The 25,797-nt window shown below is 71.1% G+C and carries 21 protein-coding genes; 6 read left to right on the top strand and 15 right to left on the bottom strand.

The window, feature by feature from the left end; translation table 11 throughout:
- Window positions 1–64: 64 nt before the first annotated feature.
- Both ACIPV1_RS04915 and aroA read right to left on the bottom strand, forming a co-directional pair.
- Window positions 65–1,234 (bottom strand): acyl-CoA dehydrogenase family protein, encoded by a 1,170-nt coding sequence (locus ACIPV1_RS04915; protein WP_402725855.1) that lies wholly within the window; start codon window positions 1,232–1,234, stop codon window positions 65–67.
- Window positions 1,231–4,461, bottom strand: coding sequence for a 3-phosphoshikimate 1-carboxyvinyltransferase (gene aroA, locus ACIPV1_RS04920; RefSeq protein ID WP_402725856.1), 3,231 nt, complete (start codon window positions 4,459–4,461; stop codon window positions 1,231–1,233). The genes ACIPV1_RS04915 and aroA overlap by 4 nt, the downstream gene beginning before the upstream one ends.
- 119 nt (window positions 4,462–4,580) lie before the next feature.
- Here aroA and ACIPV1_RS04925 point away from each other — a divergent pair, with 119 nt between their 5' ends.
- Window positions 4,581–5,720 (top strand): glutamate--cysteine ligase, encoded by a 1,140-nt coding sequence (locus ACIPV1_RS04925; RefSeq protein ID WP_200849175.1) that lies wholly within the window; start codon window positions 4,581–4,583, stop codon window positions 5,718–5,720.
- Between the two features lie 384 nt (window positions 5,721–6,104).
- On the opposite strand, the gene ffh is transcribed toward ACIPV1_RS04925, so the two are convergent.
- Both ffh and ACIPV1_RS04935 read right to left on the bottom strand, forming a co-directional pair.
- A complete protein-coding gene (gene ffh / locus ACIPV1_RS04930; protein WP_111086061.1) occupies window positions 6,105–7,658 on the bottom strand; it encodes a signal recognition particle protein in 1,554 nt (517 codons plus the stop codon).
- A gap of 43 nt (window positions 7,659–7,701) precedes the next feature.
- A complete protein-coding gene (locus ACIPV1_RS04935) occupies window positions 7,702–8,352 on the bottom strand; it encodes a hypothetical protein (protein WP_133937154.1) in 651 nt (216 codons plus the stop codon).
- An 89-nt stretch (window positions 8,353–8,441) separates the two neighbouring features.
- Here ACIPV1_RS04935 and lipB point away from each other — a divergent pair, with 89 nt between their 5' ends.
- Together lipB and lipA are read left to right on the top strand one after the other, a co-directional pair.
- Window positions 8,442–9,188 carry a lipoyl(octanoyl) transferase LipB gene (gene lipB / locus ACIPV1_RS04940; protein ID WP_402725857.1) on the top strand — a complete coding sequence of 249 codons (747 nt, stop codon included), beginning with the start codon at window positions 8,442–8,444 and terminating at the stop codon, window positions 9,186–9,188.
- Entirely contained in the window at window positions 9,185–10,168 is a 984-nt protein-coding gene (gene lipA, locus ACIPV1_RS04945) for a lipoyl synthase (RefSeq protein ID WP_402725858.1), read from the top strand. Before lipB ends, lipA begins: the two co-directional genes overlap by 4 nt.
- Window positions 10,169–10,330: 162 nt before the next feature.
- Here lipA and ACIPV1_RS04950 read toward each other — a convergent pair whose 3' ends face one another.
- Window positions 10,331–10,489 carry a DUF4175 domain-containing protein gene (locus ACIPV1_RS04950; protein ID WP_139199230.1) on the bottom strand — a complete coding sequence of 53 codons (159 nt, stop codon included), beginning with the start codon at window positions 10,487–10,489 and terminating at the stop codon, window positions 10,331–10,333.
- Window positions 10,490–10,549: 60 nt separating this feature from the next.
- The gene (gene ftsY, locus ACIPV1_RS04955) at window positions 10,550–11,419 is read right to left on the bottom strand and encodes a signal recognition particle-docking protein FtsY (protein WP_111086057.1); all 870 of its coding nucleotides are present in this window, start codon (window positions 11,417–11,419) and stop codon (window positions 10,550–10,552) included.
- Window positions 11,420–11,648: 229 nt separating this feature from the next.
- Here ftsY and ACIPV1_RS04960 point away from each other — a divergent pair, with 229 nt between their 5' ends.
- Window positions 11,649–12,677, top strand: coding sequence for a TerC family protein (locus tag ACIPV1_RS04960; protein ID WP_111086101.1), 1,029 nt, complete (start codon window positions 11,649–11,651; stop codon window positions 12,675–12,677).
- Window positions 12,678–12,892: 215 nt separating this feature from the next.
- Here ACIPV1_RS04960 and ACIPV1_RS04965 read toward each other — a convergent pair whose 3' ends face one another.
- From ACIPV1_RS04965 to ACIPV1_RS04995, 7 genes are all read right to left on the bottom strand, one after another.
- The gene (locus ACIPV1_RS04965) at window positions 12,893–16,756 is read right to left on the bottom strand and encodes an AAA family ATPase (protein ID WP_402725875.1); all 3,864 of its coding nucleotides are present in this window, start codon (window positions 16,754–16,756) and stop codon (window positions 12,893–12,895) included.
- Window positions 16,757–16,824: 68 nt separating this feature from the next.
- Window positions 16,825–17,796, bottom strand: a complete 972-nt coding sequence (mutM, locus tag ACIPV1_RS04970) for a bifunctional DNA-formamidopyrimidine glycosylase/DNA-(apurinic or apyrimidinic site) lyase (RefSeq protein ID WP_402725859.1) — start codon at window positions 17,794–17,796, stop codon at window positions 16,825–16,827.
- 4 nt (window positions 17,797–17,800) lie between these two features.
- Window positions 17,801–18,526, bottom strand: a complete 726-nt coding sequence (rnc, locus tag ACIPV1_RS04975; protein ID WP_228506018.1) for a ribonuclease III — start codon at window positions 18,524–18,526, stop codon at window positions 17,801–17,803.
- A 13-nt stretch (window positions 18,527–18,539) separates the two neighbouring features.
- Window positions 18,540–18,743, bottom strand: coding sequence for a 50S ribosomal protein L32 (rpmF, locus tag ACIPV1_RS04980; RefSeq protein ID WP_017888273.1), 204 nt, complete (start codon window positions 18,741–18,743; stop codon window positions 18,540–18,542).
- Between the two features lie 55 nt (window positions 18,744–18,798).
- Entirely contained in the window at window positions 18,799–19,380 is a 582-nt protein-coding gene (locus tag ACIPV1_RS04985) for a DUF177 domain-containing protein (RefSeq protein ID WP_111086054.1), read from the bottom strand.
- Window positions 19,381–19,498: 118 nt separating this feature from the next.
- Entirely contained in the window at window positions 19,499–19,984 is a 486-nt protein-coding gene (gene coaD, locus ACIPV1_RS04990; protein ID WP_111086053.1) for a pantetheine-phosphate adenylyltransferase, read from the bottom strand.
- A gap of 43 nt (window positions 19,985–20,027) precedes the next feature.
- The gene (locus ACIPV1_RS04995; RefSeq protein WP_402725860.1) at window positions 20,028–22,256 is read right to left on the bottom strand and encodes an ATP-dependent DNA helicase RecG; all 2,229 of its coding nucleotides are present in this window, start codon (window positions 22,254–22,256) and stop codon (window positions 20,028–20,030) included.
- An 86-nt stretch (window positions 22,257–22,342) separates the two neighbouring features.
- On the opposite strand from ACIPV1_RS04995, the gene ACIPV1_RS05000 reads away from it, so the two are divergent.
- Window positions 22,343–22,909, top strand: coding sequence for an RsmD family RNA methyltransferase (locus tag ACIPV1_RS05000; RefSeq protein ID WP_402725861.1), 567 nt, complete (start codon window positions 22,343–22,345; stop codon window positions 22,907–22,909).
- A 217-nt stretch (window positions 22,910–23,126) separates the two neighbouring features.
- Here ACIPV1_RS05000 and thiL read toward each other — a convergent pair whose 3' ends face one another.
- Window positions 23,127–24,122: a thiamine-phosphate kinase gene (gene thiL, locus ACIPV1_RS05005; RefSeq protein WP_402725862.1), complete on the bottom strand. Its 996-nt coding sequence runs from the start codon at window positions 24,120–24,122 to the stop codon at window positions 23,127–23,129.
- A gap of 24 nt (window positions 24,123–24,146) precedes the next feature.
- Here thiL and ACIPV1_RS05010 point away from each other — a divergent pair, with 24 nt between their 5' ends.
- Window positions 24,147–24,632, top strand: coding sequence for a DUF3515 family protein (locus ACIPV1_RS05010; RefSeq protein ID WP_123937673.1), 486 nt, complete (start codon window positions 24,147–24,149; stop codon window positions 24,630–24,632).
- Between the two features lie 30 nt (window positions 24,633–24,662).
- Here ACIPV1_RS05010 and ACIPV1_RS05015 read toward each other — a convergent pair whose 3' ends face one another.
- Window positions 24,663–25,772, bottom strand: coding sequence for a D-alanine--D-alanine ligase family protein (locus ACIPV1_RS05015; RefSeq protein WP_402725863.1), 1,110 nt, complete (start codon window positions 25,770–25,772; stop codon window positions 24,663–24,665).
- Between the last annotated feature and the right edge of the window lie 25 nt (window positions 25,773–25,797).

Consider the following 25,797-nt stretch of genomic DNA (forward strand, 5'->3'; position numbering starts at 1 on the left):
GGGAGGGACGGGAGGCGCGTGGCGGGCCCCGCCACGGGCCTCCCGTCCGGTGGGTGGTTGCTGTCTAGAACCCGGCCTTGCCGGTGACGACGGCGCGGCCGACGACCAGCTTCTGGATCTCGTTGGTGCCCTCTTCGAAGCGCTGCGCGCGCGCGTCGCGGTAGACGCGCTCGATCGCGTTGCGCTTCCAGTAGCCCTGGCCGCCGTGCACCTGCAGGGCCTTGTCGGTGACGCGGGCGAGCATGTCGACCGCGACCATCTTCGAGGCGCTGGACAACGTGCCCGCGTCGGGGCGGTCCTCCTCGTAGGCGCGGGCGGCCTCGAGCACCAGGGCGCGGGCGGCGGCGATGTCGGCGTAGTTCTCGGCCAGGTAGAACTGGATCGCCTGGCGGCTGGACAGCTGCTTGCCGAAGGTCTCCCGCTTGTTCGCGTACTCGACCGCGAGCTCGTTCGCACGCTCGGCGAGGCCGACGGCGCTCATCGCGACGGACACGCGACTCGGCAGCAGAAAGCCGCCGAGCGCGACCTCGAGCCCCTGCCCCTCGGCGCCGAGCAGCGCACTGGCCGGCACGGGCACGTCGGTGAAGCGCAGGATCGCGTGGTCGGTACCGCGGATGCCCATGGTGTCGGAGTCGTCGATCACCTCGGCACCCGGCAGCCCGCTGTTCGGCATGAGGAACGCGACCGTGCCGTCCTGGCCGCTGGTGCCCTCGAGGCGGGCGGCGATGAGCCAGTAGTCGGCCTGCACGCCGAACGTGATGAGGTGCTTCTCACCGTTCATGACGTAGGTGTCGCCCTCACGGCGGACGGTGGTGCGGATGTCCGCGCCGGTGCCGGCCGTGGCCTCGGTCAGGGTGAACGCGACGAGCTTGTCGCCCGCGACGCTCGGCTTCACGACCTGCTCGATCTGCTCCGGCGTCGCGTAGGGGGCCATCGCGCGCCAGGTGCCGTTGATGACGTGCACGAGCATCCGGATCGACGCGTGCGAACGCGAGACGATCTCCATGATCTCGAGGTAGCGCGAGAACGGGATGGCCCGCCCGCCGAGCTCGGTCGGGGCGGCGAGGCTCAGCCACCCGTTGTCCTTGAGCTCCTGGAACAGCTCCGGGGCGACCCGGCCGGTGCGCTCGATCTCGTCCGCCCACTCCTCGCCGGGGCCGCGGACCCACTCGGTGACCTCGGCCTTGAGCTGCTGGAAGGCGGATTCGGTGGCGGTTTCCATGACCAGCGTCATCGTGTCTCGTTCTCCTTCGTGGTGCTCGCGGCGACGAGCGCGGCTGCCTGCTCACGCAGGACGTTCTTCTGGACCTTGCCGACGGCGTTGCGCGGCAGTTCGTCGATGGACTCGAGCCGCTCTGGCCAGTAGTACTTGCTCACGCCCGCCTTGTCGAGCGCCTGCTGCATCGCCGCGAAGTCGAGCCGCTCCACGCCGGCGGCCGGCACGACGAACGCGCACGCACGCTCACCGAGTCGGGCGTCCGGCATCGCGACGATCGCCACGTCGGTGACCAGGGGGTGCTGGTAGAGCAGGTTCTCGATCTCGACGACCGGGATCTTCTCGCCACCGCGGTTGATGACGTCCTTGATCCGGCCGGTGATCGACAGGAAGCCGTTCACGTCGACCTTCGCCAGGTCGCCGGTCTTGTACCAGCCGTCCTCGGTGAAGACGTCGTCGGTCAGGTCCTGGCGGTCGAGGTACCCGTCGAACATCGTCGGCGAGTGCAGCTCGAAGTTGCCCTCGGTGTCGGCGGGGAGCTCGTGGCCCTCGTCGTCGACGATCCGGATCCGGATGCCCGGCAGCGCACGACCGTCGTGCCCGTACGCTGCCGCCGGGTCGTCGATCGGGCTGGACAGGGCGCCGAGGCAGGTCTCGCTCGTACCGAACGCGCCGAGGATGGCCGTGCCGAGCACCGTCGCGGCCCGCTGGGCGAGGGCCCGGGGCACCGCGGCACCGGTCGGCACGAAGATCCGCAGCGACTCGGGCTGGGCGGCACCAGCTTCGACCAGGTCGACGAGGTCGGTCAGGAACGGGGTCGCACACTGCACGAACGACGCCTTCGCGACGCCGAACGCCTGCTCGAGCGCGACGGTGCCGTCCCACACCGGCTGGATGACCTGCGGCGCACCGAGCCGGAACGCCAGCAGCATGCCGTACAGGAACCCGGTCTGGTGCGCGAGCGGCGACGGGATGTAGATCCGGTCCGCGCTCGTCAAGCCCGACTGCGCGACGTGCATGGCCGTGGCCAGCCCGAGGGTGCGGTGCGGGTGCTGCACGCCCTTCGGCTCCCCCGTCGTGCCGCTCGTGAACAGCAGCTGGCAGACGTCGTCGGGGCCCGGCGCGCGCGAGGTGATCTCGTCGACGTCCACGTGCACGGCGTCGAGGGCGTTGTCGAAGTAGCGCCAGTGCCAGTCGCTCGTGGCCACCCGGTCCAGGGCGTCGGCCGGCAGCGGCGGCTGGTTGGTCGGGGCGTCGACCTGGCCGCGCGCCTCGGACCGGAGCACGATCACGTGCTCGACCGACAGCCGGCGCTGCTGGGCCTTCGCCTCGTCGATGACGTCGAGGAGCTCGAGCGCGGGCCGGCGCTTGCGGAACACGTTCGGCAGGAACACCACACGGGCGCGGGACCGGGCGAGCGTCATCGTCGTCTCACGCGGACCGAACACCGGCATGATCGGCGTCGCAACCGCCCCGATCTGGATCGCGCCGAGGGTGATGGAGACGAACTCGCGCCAGTTCGGCAGCTGCATGGCGACCGACTCGCCCGTGCGGACCCCGAGCTCGAGCAGGAGCGCGGAGACCTTGTCGGCCTCGTCCTGCAGTTCCCACCACGTGGTGTTCACGGGTGCTGCGCCGCCGACCTCGATGACCGCGAGGCCGTCGGGATCGGTGGTCGCGAGCGCGCGGACCTTCTCGCTCAGCACGAGGGGGTCCGCGTCGACACCGGCGAGCGCGAGCGGCTCCGGGGTCGTGGGCGTGACCGGGCGCTGTTCGCCGTCGGCGCGCTCGCCGTCGGCGCGCTCGCCGACGGTGCGCTCGCCGAGGTCGGTGCGCTCGTCGGCGATCGCGGCGGCCTCGGCCGCGTCGGCCCGGTCGTCGCGGGCGATCTGCGCGGCGAGGGCGTCGCCGACCTCCATGTCGAGGCCGACGGAGTTCATCGCCTCGAGGAACGTCGGGTACGAGATCCGGTAGGCCCGCGGGTAGGTCAGCCCCGAGGTACCGCGCGCCTTCGAGGCGGCGACGGCGAGTGACATCAGGACCCGGTGGTCGTTGAACGACGACATCTGCGCGCCGTGGAGTCCCTCGGCCCCGACACCGGTGACGCGGAGTTCGTCGGCACCCTGCTCGGCCCGGCCACCCATGCGGTTGAGCTGCAGCATCGCCGCGACGCGGTCGGACTCCTTCAACCGGATGTGGGCAACGTTCCACAGCCGGGTGGTGCCCTCGGCGAAGGTGGCCATGGTCGACAGGACCGGCAGCAGGTCGGGGATCGGCTGGCAGTCGATGTCGAGCGGTCGCAGCGGGGAACCGTCGTGTTCGATGCGCACGAACCCGGTCTCCTCGTCGATCCGCATCGGGACGCCCATCGCCGTCGCGAGGTCGAGGAACTCGCTCTCCGGGTGGTCGGTCTCGGCGGTGGTGAAGGCCGTCATGCCGCGCAGGAGCAGGTTCGACTCGCGGATGCCGGCCGCGGCGATGCCGAACGCGGCGGAGCCGATGTCCGGCGGGATGACGTAGTCGTGCGGGGTGGCCTGCTGGTTCGCCGGGATCCGGTACTCGAGCCAGTCGTCGGAGACCTCGACCGTCAGGCCGAACTCCCGCATCATCCGGACGGTCAGTTCGACGTAGGGCTGCTCGTTGAGCCGGTCGCCGGTGATGTGGATCCGGGTCTCCTGCTCGGCGAACGGGGCCACGAGGAGCAGGCCGGAGACCCACTGCGACAGGGTGCCGGCGATCGTGACGTCGCCGCCGCGGGGGCGCCTCGGCTGGACGGTCACGGGCGGGCAGTCGTTCGTCGCCTCGAGCTCGATGCCCATCTGGGTCAGCGAGGTCAGCAGCGCCTTGATGGGCCGGCGCTGGAAGTACTTCATGCCCACGAGCGTCATCGGCTTGTCGGCGAGCGACGCCAGACCCGTCATGAAGTAGAGCGTGGTGCCGGAGGACCCCATGTTCAGGATGCCGTCGGCGCCACGGGACCCGTGGTCGACGACGTCGGTGGCCTCGTACCGGCCGCCGAGCCCGGTGACGTGGTACTCGTCCCCGCGACGCTTCACGTCGACGCCGAGGGCGCGGAGCGTGCCGACGGTCCACTCGACCTGGCGGGTGGCGCTGATGCCGGAGACGATGCTCGTCCCCTTCGCCAGCGATGCGAGGACCAGCGCGCGGTGCGCGTGGTACTTCGAGACGGGGACGTCGAGTTCCCCGACGAGGGGTGCGGACGTGCCGCGCACGACCAACTGCATGCGTACCTCTTCCTGCTCTGTACATATCAACGGTACGCCCGGTGTGGAACTACTGTGAATCGGATCCGCACGACCAGAAGCCGCCGTCGTTGTGCGTGTCCGACAACCTTCCGGGCAGGATGTACAGCATGGACATCCGCTTCACCGAGTCCCCTCCGTCGACCATCGGCGTCGAGTGGGAGCTCCCGCTGGTCGATCTGTCGACCGGCGACCTCGCGCCCCGTGCCCCTGCCGTCATCGCGGCCGTGCACGAACGACTCGGCGACCGTGAGCGGGTGACCGAGGAACTCCTGACGAACACCGTCGAGGTCGTCTCCAGCGTGCACTCACGGGTCCGCGACGCCACGAGCGAGCTGTCCGGCATCATCGGCGAGGTCATCGACGCCGCCGAGCCGCTCGACGCCCAGGTCATGTGCTCCGGCACGCATCCGTTCGCCGTCTGGGACCAGCAGGAGATCACCCCGGACAGCGAGCACTACACGACACTGATCGACCGGACGCGCTGGTGGGGTCGGCAGATGCTCATCTGGGGCGTCCACGTGCACGTCGGCATCGACGACCGCGACAAGGCCCTGCCGATCCTCGGCGCGATGCTCGCGTACGTCCCGCACCTGCAGGCCTTCACCGCATCGAGCCCCTTCTGGGCCGGCATCGACACCGGGTACGCCTCGAACCGGGCCCTCATGTTCCAGCAGCTGCCGACCGGTGGCCTGCCGCCCGCACTCGGTGCCTGGGCGAACTTCGAAGAGGTCGTGAGCGACCTCACGCACACGGGCGTCATCGACAGCGTGAAGGACCTGCGGTGGGACATCCGCCCCTCACCGAAGTGGGGCACGCTCGAGAACCGCGTGTCCGACGGCATCTCGACCCTGCACGAGGTCGGCGCCGTGACCGCGCTCGTGCAGTGCCTGGTCACCGCGATGTCCGACCGGCTCGACGCCGGCGAGACCCTGCCGACGATGCAGCCGTGGTTCATCCGCGAGAACAAGTGGCGCGCCGCCCGCTACGGCATGGAGGCCGAGATCATCACGAACGCCGCCGGCGACGAGCGGCTCGTGACCGACGAGGTGCACGACCTGGTGCAGCGGCTCGACCCGGTGGCCGAGCGGCTCGGCTGCCAGCAGGAACTGCACCACCTCGACACGATGATCGCGAACGGGGCCTCGTACCAGCGGCAGCTCCGGGTCGCGCAGGAGCACGGCGGTGACCTGCGCGAGGTCGTCCGCCACCTGGTCACGGAGTTCCGCGAGTCCCTGTGACCCCGGGCCGTTCCGCGTAGCTGGTCGAATCGGGCGTACCGGGTCGTTTTTTCCGACCAGGTACGCCCGATTCCGCTTTCCATCGCGCCCGTTCTGGGAAGGAACGTCACGAGCCCGCCCCGCGCCTCCAGACCGCGCCCACCGACCTGGTCGCTCCGGGCACACCTGGTCGATCCGGGCATACCTGGTCGATCCGGGCGTACCTGGTCGCTCCGGGCACACCTGGTCGATCCGGGCATACCTGGTCGTTTCTTTCGACCAGGTACGCCCGATTCCGCTTTCCATCGCGGCTGCTCTGGGAAGGAACGTCGCGACGTGCGCGCAGACGGACGGGAGGCCCGTGGCTGATCCGCCACGGGCCTCCCGTCCGTCAGGGGGTCGCGACTAGCGACCCAGGAACTTTTGCAGGCTCGCGAGCTCTTCCTCGGTCGGCGCCTTGCCGCCCTTGGCGGCACCGCCGAGGCCGAGGCCGGAGCCCTTCGGCGCCTGCTGCGGAGCGGCAGCGGTCCCGGCGGCGATCGCCGCACGCTTGGCTGGGTTGCCGACCTTCGACTTCTTCTTGCCGCCCTGCTGCTGCTTCTTGCCGCCGTGCATGCCCGGGATCGGACCCATGCCCGGCATCTGCGGCACGCCACCACGGGCGACGGTCTTCATCATCTTCGCGGCCTGCTCGAACCGGTTGACGAGGGCGTTGACCTCGGTGACCGTGGAGCCGGCACCCTTGGCGATGCGGAGTCGGCGCGATCCGTTCAGGAGCTTCGGGAGTTCGCGCTCCTTCGGCGTCATCGACTGGATGATCGCCTCGGTGCGCACGATCTCGCGCTCGTCGAAGTTGTCGAGCGCCTCGCGCATGCCCTTGGCGCCCGGGAGCATGCCGAGCATGCCCTTGATCGAGCCGGCCTTGCGGAGCTGCTGCATCTGCTGCAGGAAGTCGTTCAGCGTGAACGAGTCGGACGCGATCTTCTCGGCGACCGCGCGGGCTTCGTCCTCGTCGAAGGCCGACTGGGCCTGCTCGATGAGCGACATGATGTCGCCGAGGTCGAGGATGCGGCTCGCCATGCGGTCCGGGTGGAACGGCTCGAAGTCGTCGAGGCCCTCACCCGTGGAGGCGAACATGATCGGGCGACCGGTGACGCTGGCGACCGACAGGGCCGCACCACCGCGGGCGTCGCCGTCGAGCTTCGACAGCACGACTCCGGTGAAGTCGACGCCCTCTTGGAAGGCACGGGCGGTGACGACGGCGTCCTGACCGATCATCGCGTCGATGACGAACAGGACCTCGTCGGGGTCGACGGCCTTGCGGATGTTCGCGGCCTGCTTCATCAGCTCGGCATCGACACCGAGACGACCGGCGGTGTCCACGATGACGGTGTCGTACTGCTGGTCGACCGCGGCCTTGATGGCGTTCTTGGCGACCTTGACCGGGTCGCCGACGCCGTTGCCGGGCTCCGGAGCGAAGACGTGGACGCCGGCCTGCTCGCCGACGACCTGCAGCTGCTGCACGGCGTTCGGACGCTGGAGGTCCGCCGCGACGAGCATCGGGGTGTGGCCGTCCTTCTTGAGCCACTTGCCGAGCTTGCCGGCGAGGGTGGTCTTACCGGCACCCTGCAGACCCGCGAGCATGATGACCGTCGGCGGCTTCTTCGCGAATTCGAGGCGACGCTGCTGCCCGCCCAGGATGCCGACGAGTTCCTCGTTGACGATCTGGACGACCTGCTGCGCCGGGTTCAGCGCGCGGTTGACCTCGTCGGAGAGGGCACGCTCGCGCACGGAAGCGGTGAACGCCTTGACGACCTCGAGCGCGACGTCGGCGTCGAGGAGCGCCCGCCGGATCTCGCGGACGGTGCCGTCGACGTCGGACGGAGTCAGCCGACCCTTGCTCCGCAGATTGCGGAAGGTCTCGGTCAGCCGATCGGAGAGTGAACCGAATTGCGCCATGATCCGTCGATTCTACAAGGCTCGGAGCTCGGGTCCCGGTCGGTCAGCGGAGCAGCACGCCGGGCGTGAGCTCGACCGGGGTGTCCAGCCCGACGTCGAGGACCACCGGCGCGGTCGACGGCAGGCGGTCAGCGGTCGGGAACCAGCGCCGCTCCGGCGACACCAGGATGACGAGACCGTCGACGTCGCCGACCGCGGCGAAGCCCTCGCCTGCTGGGTTGGCGTAGGGCTCGAGTCCGGCGCGGCGCAGTGTCCCGACGGCCCCGAGGACGTCGGGCACGACGATGCCGACCTCGCTGACGGACAGGAGCGGAACAGCGGACGCGGGTGCGGCCGCGGCGAGGTCCCGCCGCTCGATCAGCTCGAGCAGCTGCTGGTCCGGACCGTCGAAGTACACCGATCGCGAGTTCCAGTTCGGCGGGCCCTCGAACTCGTCACGGCCGTCGGCGTCGACCAGCACCGTCGCGATGCCGGCGATCCACTCGGCAGCCGCGGCGAACGTGCCCGTCGGGATCGTGATCGCGAGGTGCAGCGCACCGGTCATCCCCGGCAGCTCCCGGAACAGGAGCCGCGTCGACCCCACCACGACCTCGACCACTCCGTCGACGCGGTCGACCGGGCAGCCGAGCCGTTCCCAGAACCGGGCGGTGTCGTCGAGCGAGCGGGTGGCGAGCTGTGCCTGGCGGATGTCCATGTCCGCCATCCGAAGCCCTCAACCACGGTTCAGGTCAAGGTCGTCCGCGTTGTTGTACTCCGTCCAGAAACCGTCGTAGGCTCGCCAGCATGCCGGAACTCGAGATCGTGCGGCCTGCCGGGCTGCTCGACTACGCCGAGGGACTCGCGCTGCAGCGGGACCTCCACGCCGACGTCATCGCCGGCCGCTCCCCCAGGGTTCTCGTGCTGTGCGAGCACCCGTCCGTGTACACCGCTGGCCGCCGCACCGAGCCGTCCGACCTGCCGACGAACGGCGCGCCGGTGGTCGAGGTCGACCGCGGCGGACGCATCACCTGGCACGGCCCCGGGCAGCTCGTGGCCTACCCGATCGTCCGACTGGCCGTTCCGATCGACGTCGTGGCGTGGGTGCGTGACCTCGAGCAGGTCATCGTCGACGCTGCGGCCTCCGTGGGGGTGCACGCCGAGCGGGTCGACGGCCGGAGCGGCGCCTGGGTCAGCGGAGCGGACGGCACTCCGCCCGCCAAGGTCGGCGCCATCGGCCTGCACGTCGCCGAGGGCGTGACGACCCACGGCATCGCGATCAACTGCGACAACGCACTCGACGCCTACGCCGCGATCGTGCCGTGCGGCATCGCCGACGCCGGCGTGACGACGCTGAGCGCCGCCGCCGGGCGCCCCGTCACGGTCGCCGACCTCGCCGACGTCGTGGTCGACCGCATCCGCGCCGCCGAGCACGGCATGCGGACCGGCCACCGGATAGGCAGCGCCGCCCAGAGCACCACGACCGCCCGCGTCACGACCGCCGACACCACGTTCCCCAGCACCGCGCCCGCACGACAGGAGACCCTCGTATGACCCTCGCCCCCGAAGGCCGCCGGATGCTCCGCGTCGAGGCCCGCAACGCCGAGACCCCGATCGAGACGAAGCCCGGGTGGATCAAGACCCGTGCCACCCAGGGCCCGGAGTTCCGCGAGCTGTCCGCCCTGGTCAAGGACAAGCAGCTGCACACCGTCTGCCAGGAGGCCGGCTGCCCGAACATCTTCGAGTGCTGGGAGGACCGCGAGGCCACGTTCCTGATCGGCGGCTCGCAGTGCACCCGCCGGTGCGACTTCTGCCAGATCGACACCGGCAAGCCCGAGCCGCTCGACCGTGACGAGCCCCGCCGGGTCGCCGACTCGGTCGTGTCGATGGGCCTCAAGTACGCCACGGTGACCGGAGTTGCCCGCGACGACCTGCCCGACGGCGGAGCCTGGCTCTACGCCGAGACCATCCGCCAGATCCACGAGCGCTCCCCCGGCACCGGCGTCGAGATCCTGGTGCCGGACTTCAACGGCCGCCCGGATCAGCTCGGCCAGGTGTTCGACGCCCGCCCCGAGGTCTTCGCCCACAACGTCGAGACCGTGCCGCGGATCTTCAAGCGGATCCGACCGGCGTTCACGTTCGAGCGCTCCCTCGACGTCATCACGCAGGGCCGCGACGCCGGACTCGTCACGAAGTCGAACCTGATCCTCGGCATGGGCGAGGAGCGCATCGAGATCGAGGACGCCCTGCAGCGCCTGTTCGACGCCGGCACGGACATCATCACGTTGACGCAGTACCTCCGCCCGTCGCCGCGGCACCTGCCGGTGGCGCGCTGGGTCAAGCCGGAGGAGTTCGTCGCGCTGCGTGAGGTCGCCGAGGAGATGGGCTTCGCCGGGGTCCTCGCCGGCCCGCTCGTCCGGTCGTCGTACCGCGCCGGACGCCTGTGGGCACGCGCCACGGTCGCGCGCGGCGGCTCGGTTCCCGAGCACCTGTCGCACCTGCTCGACGCGGCGCCGGGTCGCCAGGCCGTCTGAAGCCGGCCACCGGTCCGCGAAAGCGACAGATACCCGCCGACAGTTCGCGGCAGTCTGTCGCTTTGGCGGCACTGGTCGCGACCACGGACAGACGGGAGGCACGGTGCCAGCTGGCACCGTGCCTCCCGTTCGTCCATCCGCCCGTTCAGGGCGACGCGAGCGCTATGCGCGACCGCGGATGCTCCTGAGGAGCCAGCCGATGACGGCCAGGATGATGAGGACGATCCCGACCCACAGCAGGAACTTCAGCGCACCGACGAAGATGCCGCTGAAGAGCAGGACGAGGCCGACGATGATCGCGATGATCAGGAGTGCTGGCATTGAAAGGGCTCCTTCCGGTGTACCTGGACGATCCCTGTACTGCGGAGACAGTACCCGGAATCAGCCGACGAGGTTCTGCACGAACACGTGCGGGGTGAAACCGGTCAGGTCGTTGATGCCCTCGCCCTGCCCGATGAGCTTGATCGGGATGCCCGTCTTCTCCTGCACGCTGAGCACGAACCCGGCCTTCGCGGAGCCGTCGAGCTTGGTGATGACGAGGCCGGTGACCCCGGCGCCCTCGATGAACGCCTGCGCCTGGGCCAGGCCGTTCTGCCCGGTGGTGGCGTCGAGGACGAGCAGTACCTCGCTGATCTCGGTCTGCTTCTCGACGACGCGCTTGATCTTCGTCAGCTCGTCCATCAGGCCTGCCTTCGTGTGCAGGCGGCCGGCGGTGTCGATGACCACGATCTCGGTGTTGTCGCGGATCGCCTTCTCGACGGTCTGGTACGCCACCGAGGCCGGGTCCTGCCCGGGCTGCGAGGGGCGGACGACGTCGACGCCGGCGCGCTCGGCCCAGGTCGCGACCTGCTCGACCGCGGCAGCACGGAAGGTGTCGGCCGCACCGACGAGGACCGTGCGGTCGTAGGTCTTCAGGAACTTGGCGAACTTGCCGATCGTCGTGGTCTTGCCGACGCCGTTCACCCCGACGACGAGCACGACGGCGGGCCGCGCGCTGAGCTTGAGCGTGGTGTCGAGCTTCGACAGCCGTTCCTCGAGCACCTCACGCAGCATGCGCTGCAGGTCGGCCGGGTCGGTCGTGCCGTAGCGGTCGACGCGCGCGTGCAGGTCCTCGATGATCGCCTCGGAGATGTCCGGACCGAAGTCGGCGCCGATCAGCGCGGTCTCGAGGTCCTCCCACGTGGTCTCGTCGATCGTCTTGCGCTGGAAGAGGCCGCGCAGCCGTGAGGACAGTGACCAGGAACTCGCCATGCTCCCAGCTTAGAGCGCGGCGCATGTCCGCTGTGCCCGGTATGCTCGGTCTCACGAAGGGGAGTATTCCCTCTCGGTGACCCCGTCAGTACGGCCCGGAACGATCCGGACCCGGGGCGCCGGTCGTGGTCGGTTGCAGCAGATCGCGGCGGAAGAGACCTTCAGGCCTCGGCGTACCCACGTGTCGTCACACGACATGCACTCGTACGTCGCCTACCTGAAGGAAACCGTGGACGTCCCACTCTTCGTCTGGCTCCTCACCATCGCAGGCATCCTCGCCCTGCTGGTGTTCGACTTCTACTCGCACGTGCGCACCCCGCACGTGCCGCACATCCGCGAATCCGCGTTCTGGTCGGTGTTCTACATCGGACTCGCGATCCTGTTCGGCTTCGGCATCCTGGTCTTCGGCGGCGGACAGGCCGGCGGTGAGTACTTCGCCGGGTGGCTCACCGAGAAGGCGTTGTCGGTCGACAACCTGTTCGTCTTCCTCATCATCATGACGAGCTTCGCCGTGCCGAAGGAGTTCCAGCAGAAGGTCCTGCTGGTCGGCGTCGCGATCGCCCTCGTCGCCCGAGGCATCTTCATCGCCCTCGGCGTCACGATCATCGAGAACTTCTCGTGGGTGTTCTACCTGTTCGGTGCGCTGCTGTTCTGGCTTGCGTGGTCGCAGGCCCGCAGCGGCAACGACCACGGTGGCGACGAGGGCGACTCCCGCCTGATCCGCATCCTGAAGCGCATCATCCCGACGTCGGACCACTACGACGGCGACCGCCTGACCACCAAGGTCGACGGCAAGCGCCTGTTCACGCCGATGCTGCTCGTCATGGTCGCGATCGGTCTGACCGACGTGCTGTTCGCGCTCGACTCGATCCCCGCGATCTTCGGGCTGACCCAGGACGCCTTCATCGTGTTCACCGCGAACGCGTTCTCGTTGCTCGGGCTGCGGCAGCTGTACTTCCTGATCGCCGGACTGCTCGAGCGCCTGATCTACCTCGGCCAGGGCCTCGCGGTCATCCTCGGCTTCATCGGTGTGAAGCTCGTCTTCCACGCCATGCACGTCAACGAGCTGCCGTTCATCAACGGTGGCGAGCACATCGAGTGGGCGCCGGAGATCCCGATCTGGTTCTCGCTGGGCTTCATCCTGCTGACCATCGCGGTCGCGACGACCGCCTCGCTGGTCGTCTCGAAGAAGCGCCAGGAGCGCGGGCTCACCCCGACGGGCGAGCCGAAGGAGTCGGTCGCGGCCGACGCGGAGTAAGCGTCACGCCCTGGACGGGCGGCAACACAGACGGGAGGCACGGTGCCAGCTGGCACCGTGCCTCCCGTCTGTCCGTGGTCGCGGCCAGAGCCGCGAAAGCGACAGATCTCGTCGCAGACCCACGATCCTCGCCGCGAAAGCGACAGATTGCCGCGAACTGTTGGCGGAGATCTGTCGCTTTCGCGGCGCGCGACTGCGACCAGCCAGCCGGCCGGCTACGCGACCGCGTCGGCGGGCTCGCGCTTCTGCACCCGCTGCCCGACGACGGCGGAAACGCCGTCCTGCCGCATCGACACCCCGTACAGGGCGTCGGCGATCTCCATCGTGCGCTTCTGGTGCGTGATGACGATGAGCTGCGACGACTCGCGGAGCCGCTCGAACACCGTCAGCAGGCGGCCGAGGTTGGCGTCGTCGAGGGCGGCCTCGACCTCGTCCATGATGTAGAACGGCGACGGCCTGGCGGTGAAGATCGCGACGAGCAGCGCCACTGCGGCCAGGGACCGCTCGCCACCGGACAGCAGCGTCAGGCGGTCGATCTTCTTGCCGGCGGGCTTCACCTGCACGTCGATCCCGGTGCCGAGCAGGTCGGTCGGGTCGGTGAGGTTGATCGAGCCGGAGCCGCCCGGGAACAGGATCGGGAAGATGACGTCGAAGGCGTCCTTCGTGTCGTTGAACGCCGACTCGAAGATCGTCTGCATCTTCGTGTCGAGCTCGTCGATGATCGTCATCAGGTCGGTGCGGGTCTTCTGCAGGTCCTCGAGCTGCTCGGCGAGGAACGCGTGCCGCTGCTCGAGCGCCTGGAACTCCTCGAGCGCGAGCGGGTTCACCTTGCCGAGCCGGCCGAGGTCGCGTTCGGCGGCCTGCAGGCGGCGTTCCTGCTCGGCGCGGACGTACGGCACGGTCTCGACGTCGTCGGGGTCGACCTCGTCGGTGACGTCGAACTCGGGCAGGGCGGGGCCGCCGGGCAGGGTCGATTCGGCGTCGACGAGCGCCACCGAGTCGTCACCGGGGCTGGTGTCGAGGTCCGCCGTGCCGTCGTCGGGGGCGATGTCGGTGTCGGCATCGTCGACCGGCACCGTGTCGCTGTCGACCGGCACCGTGTCGCCGTCCGCCGGCACCGTGTCGCCGTCCGCCGGCTCGTCGAGGCCCGCCGCGGCAGCCGCCGCGCGCTCGGCGTCGCGATGCTTCCGCGCCAGCACCCGCGGGTCCACCAGCACGTCGACCGGCACCGGCACGGTCGGCCCGTACTCGGTGACGAGCACGGCCTCGGTCAGCCCGAGGTCGCTCAACGCCCGGTCGAGCACGCCCGACACGTGCAGCTTCTTCTCGTAGATCTCCATCTCGAGCGAGTGCACGCCGTCGGTGATGGTCTGCAGCCGGTCGCGGAGCTCGCGCTCCTCGTTCCGGATCGCCTGCAGTTCGGTGTTGCGCTTCGACCGTTCGGACTCCTCGGTCGCGAGCTGCACGCGTGCCTCGGCCAGCGAGCGGTCGACGGCGCCCAGCACACCCGGCAGGTCGGCGAGGACGGCTTCGGCGGTCTCGATCTGCCCGCGGCGGATCACCGCGCGACGCGCTGCCTCCTCCGCCGCCGCGCGCTCGGCCTCGAGCTGCCGTTCGAGCTGGTCGGTACGGTGCCGTTCGGCGCGGACGCGCTCGCGCACGGTCTGCACCTGGATGCGCTGCTCGACCTCGGCGGCGCGTGCGGCCTCGAGTGCGTCCTGCAGGCCCGGACGTTCAGAGGCGTCGACGACGGGACGCTCCTGCTCGGTGAACGCGCGGTGCGCCGTCTCGGCCTCTGCCAGGGCGGCGTCGACGACCTCGACGGCGCCGTCGGTCTCGGCGAGGGCGGCACGCAGGCGCTCCACCTCGGCCGCCGCGTTCTCGGCCTTCGCCCGCGTCGAGGCGCTGGCCCGGTCGTACTCGGCCGTCGCCTTCGCGTGCGCGCGGGATGCCGCGTCGGCTTCATCCGCACGGCGGCGTGCGTCCTCGACGGCGGTGCGTGCTGCCTGGAGGCCCGTGGCTGCGTCCTCGGCGTCCGCCCTGATGGCGTCGCGTCGCGTCACGGCGTCGTCGCGCTCCGCGACGAGCTCGATCCGCGAGGTCACGCGTTCCCCGCCGCCGGTGACGCGGACGGCGCGCACGAGGTCACCGGACCGGGTGACGACCGTCGCGTGCGGGGCGGCGGCGAGCACGGCCTCCAGGTCGAGCGTGCCGGAGTGCGCGTCCGCGTGCCCGTCCGCGTGCCCGCCCTCGCTCTCCGGGACGTCCGCGATCAGGGTGTTCCGCAGGATCGCGGCGATCGCCGGCGGGCCCTGCACCAGGTCGAGGGCCCGGCGGACGCCGGCCGGCAGCGTGTCCGGCAGGTCCGTGGGGAGACCCTCGGCGTCCGCGACGACGACGTCGATGCGTCCGATGTCCGCGGAGCGGGCGTGGTCGACGGCATCGAGCGCGACCGACCGGTCGTCGGCGAGGACAGCGTCCGCGAGCCCGTCGAGCGCGACGGCGACGGCGCCCTCGAACCCGGGCGCCACCGTGAGCGCGTCGGCCAGACGCCCGACGATGCCCGCGCGTCCGGCGTCGATGAGCGCCTGCGAACCGTCGCGGACGTCGATCGACATGCCGAGCGCCGCGACCCGCGCGTCGAGGGCGTCCCGCTCGCGCTCGAGGGCGTGCAGCCGGTCGCGCTGCTCGTCGCGGGCGGCCTGCGCGGTCTCCAGCTGCGCACGAGCCGCCTGGAGCGTGGCGGCGAGGGCTTCGTCGTCGACGCCCTCGGACGGATCGGTGCCGAGTTCGGCGAGGGCCGCCGTCGCACGCTCGGCGCGTTCGCCCGCCTCGGCGAGGGCCCGCTGGCGACGCTCACGGTCCGCCACCGTGGACCCGCGCTTCGACCGGGCCACGTCGACGGCGTTCGCCAGCCGCTGCGTCTCGAGGTTGTGCTGCGAGACGCGGGCGGCCTGCGCGGCGATGCGTTCGTCGAGGGCGTCGAGCGCGTCACGGGCGGCCTGCACCGCACGGGCGGTCTCCGCGGAGCCGCCCTGCATCTCGTCGGCGCGGGCGGCGAGCCGATCGGCCTCGGCACGGACACCGGCCACCCGCTCCGGGGTGATCGAGGGGCCCTGCTGCGGGACGTCGGCCTGCTGCGCCAGGAACATCAGCCGCTGGTTCGCCAGGCTGGACAGCCCGCGCAGGCGCTCCTGCACGCTCTCCAGGCGGTGCACCACGGTCCGGGCGCGATCGACGTCGTCGCCGACCATGCTCTGCTCGACGTGCTGCTGGCGGACCCGGGTCTGGTCGAGTCGCTCGGTCAGGACGATTCGCTCGGACTTGCGGCCTGCCTCGACCTCTTGGTGGTCGTGCAGTTCGCGGCGCAGCCGGACGACGTCGTCGGCGAGGATGCGGGCCTTGGCGTCCCGCGCGACGGCGGCGACGGACTGGGCCTTGCGGGCGACCTCGGCCTGGCGGCCGAGCGGCTTCAGCTGGCGTCGGATCTCGCCCGCGAGGTCGGACAGGCGGGTCAGGTTCGTCTGCATCGCGTCGAGCTTCCGGAGGGTCTTCTCCTTGCGGCGACGGTGCTTCAGGATGCCGGCGGCTTCCTCGATGAAGCCGCGGCGGTCCTCCGGGGTGGCGTGCAGGACCTTGTCGAGCTGCCCCTGCCCGACGATGACGTGCATCTCGCGGCCGAGGCCGGTGTCACTCAGGAGCTCCTGCACGTCGAGCAGCCGGCAGTTCTCGCCGTTGATGGCGTACTCGCTGCCGCCGTTGCGGAACAGCGTGCGCGCGATCGTCACCTCGGAGTAGTCGATCGGCAGCAGCCCGTCGGTGTTGTCGATCGTCAGCAGCACCTGGGCGCGGCCGAGCGGCCCGCGGGTCGAGGTGCCTGCGAAGATGACGTCCTCCATCTTGCCGCCGCGCAGGGTCTTCGCCCCCTGCTCCCCCATCACCCAGGCCAGGGCGTCGACGACGTTGGACTTGCCCGAGCCGTTCGGGCCGACGATGCACGTGACGCCCGGCTCGAACGCGAACGTCGTCGGCTGCGCGAAGGACTTGAACCCCTTGATGGTCAGGCTCTTCAAGTACATGCGGTCTCCGGGTGTGCTCACGCGTGCTGCGGCGGGGCCGCTGCTGGGCTGTGCTGCTGGGCGTCAGGCTAACGCGTCCGGGCGCGGGGACGCGGTTGGCACACGGGGCAGATGTGGCTCGACCGGTTCATGAAGGCCTCGCGCACGATCGTGGTGCCGCAGCGGGGGCACGGCTTGCCCTGCTGGCCGTACACGTTCAGGCGCTGCGAGAAGTACCCGGACTGCCCGTTGACGTTGACGTACTGGGCGTCGAAGCTCGTCCCGCCGTCCTCGAGCGCACGCCGGAGGACACTGCGCACCTCGTGGAGCAGGCGTGCGAGGTCGGCACGGGTCAGCCGCTCGGCCGGTCGGTCGTAGTGCAGCTTCGCAGCCCAGAGGGACTCGTCGGCGTAGATGTTCCCGATGCCGCTCACGACGCCCTGGTCGAGCAGGATCCGCTTGATGCCGCTCGAACGCTTCCGGGCGATGGCGGTGAAGCGGTCGTCGTCGAACGCGGGGTCGAGCGGGTCGCGGGCGATGTGCGACACCTGCTGCGGCACGCTCCGGCGCCACACGGCGTCGGGGACCGATGCGTCGACGTGCCCGGCGAACCCGGCCGGGGCGCCGTCCACCGTCGGCACCATCGCGTCGATCGCCATCGAGCCGAAGGTACGTTGGTCGACGAACTCGAGCTCGACCGCGGGTTCGGCGGTGCCGTCGCGGTCGGTGCCGACGGGTTGCACGTCGATGAGGATGCGGCGGTGCTTCGCCGCCGGTCGACCGCGGCCGAGCAGGATCTGGCCGCTCATGCCGAGGTGGGCGACGAGCGCTTCGGGCCGGTCGCCCTCGTGCTCGGGCTGCAACGGCATCCAGAGGAACTTGCCCCGACGGACCGCTGCGGCGATGGTGCGACCGGTCAGGCGGTCGGCGAAGTCCTCGGCCGGGCCGTCGTGCCGGGTGAGCGCTCGCTCGTCCACGACGTCGACGTGCAGCACCCGAGCGCCGCTGACCGCGGGTTCGAGGCCGGCGCGGACGACCTCGACCTCGGGGAGTTCGGGCACGCGGTCAGGCCGCTCGGCCGGACAGCCGGGTCCAGGCGTCGAGCGCCGCGGACATCTCGGCGGCCTTCTTGCTCGAGCCGGTGCCGACGGCGATGTCCTCGCCCTGCAGGACGACGGTCGCGCTGAAGGTCTTGTCGTGGTCCGGGCCGGTCTCGGTGACGCGGTAGGCCGGGTTGCCGAGCGACAGGCTCGCCGCGAGCTCCTGCAGGCTCGTCTTCGGGTCCATCGCAGCGCCGAAGCGGTCGGGGTCGATCATCAGCGGCTCGACCAGGCGGAGCACCAGGTCGGTCGCCGGGTCGGGGCCCGCGGACAGGTAGGTGGCACCGATGACGGCTTCGACGGTGTCGGCGAGGATCGACGACTTGTCGCGGCCGCCGGTCTGTTCCTCGCCCTTGCCGAGGCGCAGGTACTGGCCGAGCCCGATCATCCGGGCGATCTCGGCCAGCGCGACCGTCGACACCAGGCTGGCGCGACGCTTCGCGAGGTCACCCTCGTCGAGGTCGGGGAAGGACCGGTAGAGCTTCACGGTCACGGCCTGGCCGAGGATCGAGTCGCCGAGGAACTCGAGGCGCTCGTTGTGCTTGATGCCCCCGTGCTCGTAGGCGTAGGAGCGGTGTGTCAGGGCGAGCTGGAGCAGCTCGAGGTCGATGTCGACCCCGAGCTGGCCCTGCAGACGAACGACGTCCGGCCCAACGGGGCGGGACCCCGTGGCGCCGGACGTCGTCGTCATGCGTTCGGTCCGATCAGACGTCAGCGACCTTGCGGCCCTTGTACTCCATGTACAGGGGGGTGCCGGCCGAGTCCTCGACGACCTTCGCGCGGTGCGGGAGGCTGTAGGTGACCTGACCGTTCTCGATCGTCTTGACGAGCTGGATCGGCGTGGCCTTCCACTGCGAACGACGGGCGTGCGTGTTCGCACGGGACTGCTTGCGCTTGGGAACGGCCATGGTGAATCTCTTTCGGTTGGTCGGTGGTCGGTACGGGGGCTGGCGGTGTCGGGGCCTACTCGGCCTCGGCCCGCTCCTCGCCCTCGGTGGTCTTCGTGTCGGTGGTGTCGCCGTGGGCGGCACGCTCGGCTGCTTCGAGCTGGATGCCGGTCAGGGCTGCCCAGCGCGGGTCCAGGGTCTCGTGAACGGGCTGCTCATCGAGGTCGGCCAGTCGCTCGCCCGTCACCGGGTCGAGGCCTGGGCAGTCCGGTCGGCAGACCGGCTGGAACGGCAGCGCCAGCACCACCGCATCTCGAACGACCTGTTCGCAGTCCACGTGGTCATCGCGAACGAAGAAGTCGAAATCCTCCGAGGCATCATACGCGAACAGCTCGGCGAAATCGACCTCGACGGGTTCGCTGATGTCGATGAGGCAGCGCGAGCACTCCCCCGTCGCGTCGGCCGAGGCGTGACCGGACACGAGGACACCCTCGTGCAGGCCCTCGAGCCGCAGGTCGATGCGCAGCGGAGCACCTTCGCGCACCGCGATCACACCGGCTCCCAGCGCGTCCGGCACCACGATGTCGAGCGAGTGCTCGCGCATCTCGCCCGGACGGTGCGCCAGGTCGCGCACGCGCAGGGCGTAGGGGCTGTTCACGTGGGAAGACACGATCGTCAACCCTAGCGTGAACGCAGCCGAGAGTCGAGGCAGGCGGGGGTGTGTCCGCGCGTCGGCCGGCCGTGCCTCCGGCTCGGCGCGCGGCTCGGCGTGCGGCTCAGCGTGCGGCGAGGGCTGCCGCCACGGCCTTCGGCACGTAGGGGGTGACGTCGCCGCCGAGCGTCGACACCTGGCGGATGAGCGAGCTCGACACGTGGGAGCGCGAGGCGTCGGGCAGCAGGAACACGGTCTCGACGTCGGCGAGGTGCCGGTTCATGATCGCCATCGGGGTCTCGTAGGCGACGTCCTCGCCCGACCGCACGCCCTTGACGAGCACCTTCGCCCCGACCTGCCGGCAGTAGTCGACGAGGAGCCCGGAGGTCCACTCCCCGACCCGGACCGTTCCCGGCGTGCCGACCTCGGCCAAGGACTCCTCGATGAGCCGGACGCGGTCGACCGCCTCGAACATCGCGGGCTTCTTGTCCGGGTTGTGCACCACGAGCACGTGCACCTCGTCGAACAGCCCAGCAGCTCGACCGATGACGTCGAGGTGCCCGAGCGTGACGGGGTCGAAGGAACCGGGGACCACCGCGATCTGCGCCATGGCAGCGACGATACCGGTCCGTGCCGGGGCGTCCGGCTCCGGGTCAGTTCTTGCCGAGGAACGCCGCGTCGGACTCGTCGAGGCGGCGTGCCAGTGCCTCGCGCAGGGCCGGGGACCCGTCGAGCTCGGGATCGGGCTCGAGGACCCGCTCGGCTTCACCACGGGCGTCCACGATGAGGTCGGCGTGCTCGACCACGCGCAGCAGGTTGAGCGACGACCGGCCGCCCGACTGCCGCTCGCCGAGCACGTCGCCCTCGCGCCGGAGCTCGAGGTCGACCCGGGCGAGCTCGAAGCCGTCGTCCGAGGCGGACACCGCGTCGACGCGCTCCCGCGAGGTGGTCTCGAGCTCGGCGGTGGTGACGAGCAGGCAGACGCCCGCCCACTGCCCACGGCCGATGCGTCCGCGCAGCTGGTGCAGCTGGGAGACGCCGAAGCGATCGGCGTCGAGCACGGCCATCATCGCGGCGTTCGGCACGTCGACACCGACCTCGATCACGGTCGTGGCGACGAGGACGTCCAGGTCGCCGGCGGCGAAGGACGTCATCACGCGGTCCTTCTCCTCCGCCGTCATCCGGCCGTGCAGCACCGCGATCCGCCGGCCGTCGAGCACGGGCATCGTGCGCATCCGCTCGGCGGTGGCGAGCACGGTCGCCGGGGCGCGCTTGGGGGCGTCGTCCTCGGACTCGGCGGGCGCGGGCTCGCCGTCGTCCTCGGCGTGGGCGTCGTCGATCGCGGGGCAGACCACGAAGGCCTGACGCCCCTTGTCGAGCTCCTCCGCCATCCGGGACCAGATGCGGGACTCCCACCCGGGGTGCTCCGCCAGCGGGACCGTGAAGGTCTCGACGCCGGCACGGCCGGAGGGCAGCCCGGTGATCGTCGAGACGTCGAGGTCGCCGAACACCGTCATCGCGACGGTGCGTGGGATCGGCGTGGCGGTGAGCACCAGGACGTGCGGCGGGGTGGCGCCCTTGGTCCGGAGCGCTTCACGTTGCTCGACGCCGAAGCGGTGCTGCTCGTCGACGACCACGAGCCCGAGCTCGGCGAAGTCGACGCGGTCGCCGAGCAGGGCGTGGGTGCCGACCACGAGCCTCGAGCTGCCCGACGCCGCGGCGAGCAGCGCCCGTCGGCGTTCGTCGGTGGACTGCGACCCGGTCAGGATCACCGGACGGAGCTCGGCCGCCAGGTCCGGTCCGAGGAACTTCACGATGGACCGCAGGTGCTGCGCGGCCAGCACCTCGGTCGGGGCGATGAGGGCGGACTGCCCACCGGACTCGGCCACCGTGAGCATGGCGCGGATGGCCACGAGGGTCTTGCCGGAACCGACCTCGCCCTGCACCAGCCGGTGCATCGGCCAGGTGCGGGCGATGTCGGTGTCGATCTCGGCACCGACGGCACGCTGGTCGTCGGTCAGGGTGAACGGCAGGGTGGCGTCGAAGCGCTCGAGGATGCCACCGGGAGCCGCCACCCGCGGGGTCGCCGCGGTGCGTCGGGCGCGGATCCGGCGCTGCACCAGGGCGGTCTGCAGCACGAACGCCTCGCGGTAGCGCAGGGCGTCCTGCGCGCGCTTGAAGTCCGCGACCTTCTCGGGGCGGTGGAGCAGCTCGAGCGCCCGGCGGAACGGGACGAGGTCGAGCCGGCTGCGCGCCGAGGCCGGCACCGGGTCGGGCAGGTCCGGCAGGGTGTCGAGCACGATGCCCATCGACTTCGCGATCTGCCACGAGGTGAGGGAGGCCGTCGCCGGGTAGATCGGGATCGGCTGCCGCGACCACCGGATCGCTTCGTTCGAACCCGGGTCGGCCGTGGCGCGGGGGTCGTCGGGGTCGAAGAGCTCGTAGTCCGGGTGGGCGAGCTGGCGGGCACCGCGGTAGTCGCTGACCTTGCCGGAGAAGATGCCGCGGGCACCGGGCACCAGGTCCTTGGTGCGCCAGCCCTGGTTGAAGAACGTCAGGGTGAGCAGCCCCTTGCCGTCGCCGATCTTGGCTTCGAGGATCGATCCGCGGCGGGCACGCATCGTGCGCTCGCGGACGTCGACCACCTCGGCCACGATGGTGACCGGCTCGCCGATCGCCAGGGAGTCGAGCGCCGTCAGGGCCCCGCGCTCGGCGTAGCGCCGGGGCGCGTGCTCGAGGAACTCACCCACCGTGCGGTGGCCGAACGCCTTCTGGATCGCGGACGCGGTCCGACCACCGAGCACGTTCGCGAGCCGCGCGTCGAGGGGCGCCGGACCGAGGTCGGGCGCGGCCGGCGCAGCGGGGGTTCCGGTGGTGACCACGGACACCACGGTACCGGGCACGACCGACGTGCCACGTGCCTCCCGTCCGGCCTGTGGACGACGCCGCCGGCCGATACGGTGGCTGCATGACCCGCATCATCGCCGGCGCCGCCGGCAACACGACGCTCCGTGTGCCGAAGTCCGGCACGCGGCCGACGAGCGACCGGGTGCGCGAGGCGCTGTTCTCGTCGCTCGAGGCCCGTGGGCTCGTCGACGACACCTCCGTCGCGGACCTCTACGCCGGCACCGGTGCCCTCGGGCTCGAAGCGGCGTCGCGCGGTGCGGTCGAGGTCGTGTTGGTCGACCGCGCGTCGGCCGCGGCGCAGGCGTGCCGGGCGAACGCGAAGGCCGTGCAGCAGCGGATCCCCGGGGTGCGGATCGACGTGCAGCCGCAGCCGGTGCTCGGGTACCTGCGCGGGACGGTGCGCACGTTCGACCTGGTCTTCATCGATCCGCCGTACGACGTGACCGAGCACGAGATCGCCGAGGTGCTCGAGACGCTCGTGCCGCGGTTGACCGCCGGTGCCGTGGTGGTCGTCGAGCGGAGCAAGCGCTCCGCCGAACCGACGTGGCCCGCCGGGCTCGAGCCGTTCAGCAAGCGCAGCTACGGCGAGACCGTGGCGTGGGAGGCCGTGGCCGCCGCCGCGTCCTGAGCCGCGCCGGCGTCGCTGGGTGGGCGCGTTTCGCGACGATCCACGAGTCGATCGACGCGTGCCGTGTCGCAAGATGCGCATGCATCGGATGCGTGCGCATCTTCCGACAGGACGCCAGGTGATCAACGCGTGTTCCGTCGACCGATGCGCGCGCACTGACCGGGAGGCCCGGCTCGGCTCCGCCACGTTGCCGCCGTCCGACGTCGGGCAGGGCGGGTCAGCCGGCGGCGCCGTCCCAGTCGGCGTAGGGGTCCCAGCCGGTCGTCGGCACCGGAGACCCGGCGCGCAGCAGGTCCCCGTCGCCGCGGTCGCGCACGACGCCGATGCGGCGGAAGCCATCCGGCAGCGCAGCCTCGGTGGGGAAGGTCGCGAGCAGGCCGTGGTCCTCGCCACCGTGCAGCGCGACCTCGTCGAGCGGGGCGTCGGCATCGAGGTCGAGCGTCACCCGGCTCGCACGGGCCAGCCGCCCGGCGTCGATCGCCAGGCCGTCGGACAGGTCGAGCATCGCCGTCGCCCCGGCGACAGCAGCGAGGGGCCCGTCGCCGATCGGGGGCACGGGTCGGCGCTGGCGGTCGACGTCGGGATCGGCGTCCGCACCGCTCGCCACCGTCGCTGCACGGTCCGGCTCGCCCTGCGCGTCCACGCCGTCACGGAAGAGCCGTGCGAGCCCGCGGGCAGCACGGCCGAGTTCGCCGGAGACCGCCACGACGTCGCCCACACGAGCGCCTGACCGGAGCACCGGGGCGCGACCACCGAGGTCGCCGAACGCCGTCACCGCCACCGTGAAGGTCGCCGAGGTGGAGAGGTCGCCGCCGACCACACCGCAGCCGGGCGCGAGGGCGTCGACAGCGAGGCGGAACCCGTCCGCGATGCCCTCGAGCACCGCCACGGGGGTGTCCTGCGGTGCAGCGAGGGCGATGACGAGGCCACTCGGCGCCGCACCCATCGCCGCGACGTCCGACAGGTTCGTCGCGGCGGCCTTCCAGCCGACGTCCTCGGGCGAGGACCACGCCCACCGGAAGTCCGGGCCGTGCACCATCATGTCCGTCGTCACGACGAACCGGCCGTCGGGAGCGGCGACCACGGCGCAGTCGTCCCCGGGCCCCACGAGCGGTGAGCCCGCCGGCAGCCGACTCGTGATCCGGTCGAGGACGACCAGCTCACCGAGCTCCCCCACGGTCGGTCCGGCCCAGGCGTCGTACGTCGCGTCCACACGAGAACGGTAGCCTGGACCGCGATGGACACCGCGCGCCGCACCCCTCGCACCCTCGCGATCGCGGGGGTCGTGATCGCCCTCGCGGCAGGGCTGACCGGGTGCACCAACTCCGTCGGCATGAGCGCGGCACCCTCCGCGAACGCGGCGGCGTGCGCGGCCGCACAGGTGCGGTTGCCCGCGACCGTCGACTCGACGTACGACCTGCGGAACACCAACGCGCAGTCCACCGCGGCCTGGGGCGACCCGGAGGCCGCGCTCTACCACTGCGGCGTGGCCGTGCCCACCGTGTCCGACCTGCCGTGCTTCACGCTCGGGTCGGTCGACTGGATCCGCGACGACCGCGGCAAGCAGATCGTCTACACGACGTTCGGACGGTCCCCCGCGGTGCAGGTCGTCGTCGACACGTCGAAGACCGGCAGCGCGGTGCTGCAGGACATCGCGACGGCGGTGTCGACGCTGCCGGAGGACGGGCACAAGTGCCTGGACCCGTCCGACGTGCAGGGCTGACGCGGGCCGACCCCGTCGCCCCGCCCAGCGTCACCGGACGGCGGCGCGCCCCAGCTCGATGAGCTCGGTGACCAGCTCGCCGTAGGACACACCGGATGCCGCCCAGCAGCGCGGGTACATCGACAGCGGGGTGAACCCGGGCATCGTGTTGACCTCGTTCACGACGAAGCCGTCGTCGGTCAGGAAGCAGTCGACGCGGGCGAGCCCGGAACCACCGATGGCCTCGAACGCACGAGCACCGATCGACCGGATCTCGTCGGTCTGCGCCTCGGTGAGCGGCGCCGGGCACAGCAGGGACTCATCGCCACCGAGGTACTTCGACGCGAAGTCGTAGAAGCCGTCCTCGGCCACGACGATCTCGCCGGGCAGGCTCGTGCGCGGCGCACCGTCACGGCCCTCGAGCACGGCGACCTCGACCTCGCGGCCGACGACGCGGGGTTCGACGATCACCTTGGAGTCGTGCTCGAACGCCAGGTCCATCGCGGCGCCGAGCTCGTCGGACCCGTCGACGCGCGAGACGCCCATGCTCGACCCGGCGCGTGCCGGCTTCACGAACAGCGGCCAGCCGTGCGCCGCGATCGCCTCGGCGACGTCGACCGGGGCGGCCGCCCATTCACGGCGGAGCACAGTCGTCCAGGGAGCGACCCGCAGACCGGCGTGCTCGAGGACGGCCTTCGCGACGTGCTTGTCCATCGCCAGGGCGCTCGCGAGCACGCCGTCACCGACGTACGGCAGACCAGCGATCTCGAGCAGGCCCTGGATCGTGCCGTCCTCGCCGAACGGACCGTGCAGGATCGGGAACACCACGTCGACGGCGACGGTCGTGACCGAGCCGTCCGGGTGCGAGACGACGAGTTCGTTCGTCGCCGGCGACGTCGGGAACGCCACACGCGTGCCGTTGTCGGGCACGGTCGGCAGGGAGCCGTCGCGGATCGCCCACTGCGAGGGGTCGTCGGACTGCAGCGTGAACGCGCCGTCCTTCGTGATGCCGATCGGGACGATCTGGTACTCGGTGCGGTCGACGACGTCCATGATGCCGCCGGCGGTCACGCAGCTGATCTCGTGCTCGCTCGAGCGCCCGCCGAACAGGACGGCGACGGTGGTCGTGGGAACGACGGTTCCCTCGGGGATCGTGGGCACGGGAGTCCCTTCGTGACTCGGTGCG

This window comes from Curtobacterium sp. NPDC089991, assembly GCF_044748425.1.
In the GTDB taxonomy this organism is placed as follows: Bacteria; Actinomycetota; Actinomycetes; order Actinomycetales; family Microbacteriaceae; genus Curtobacterium.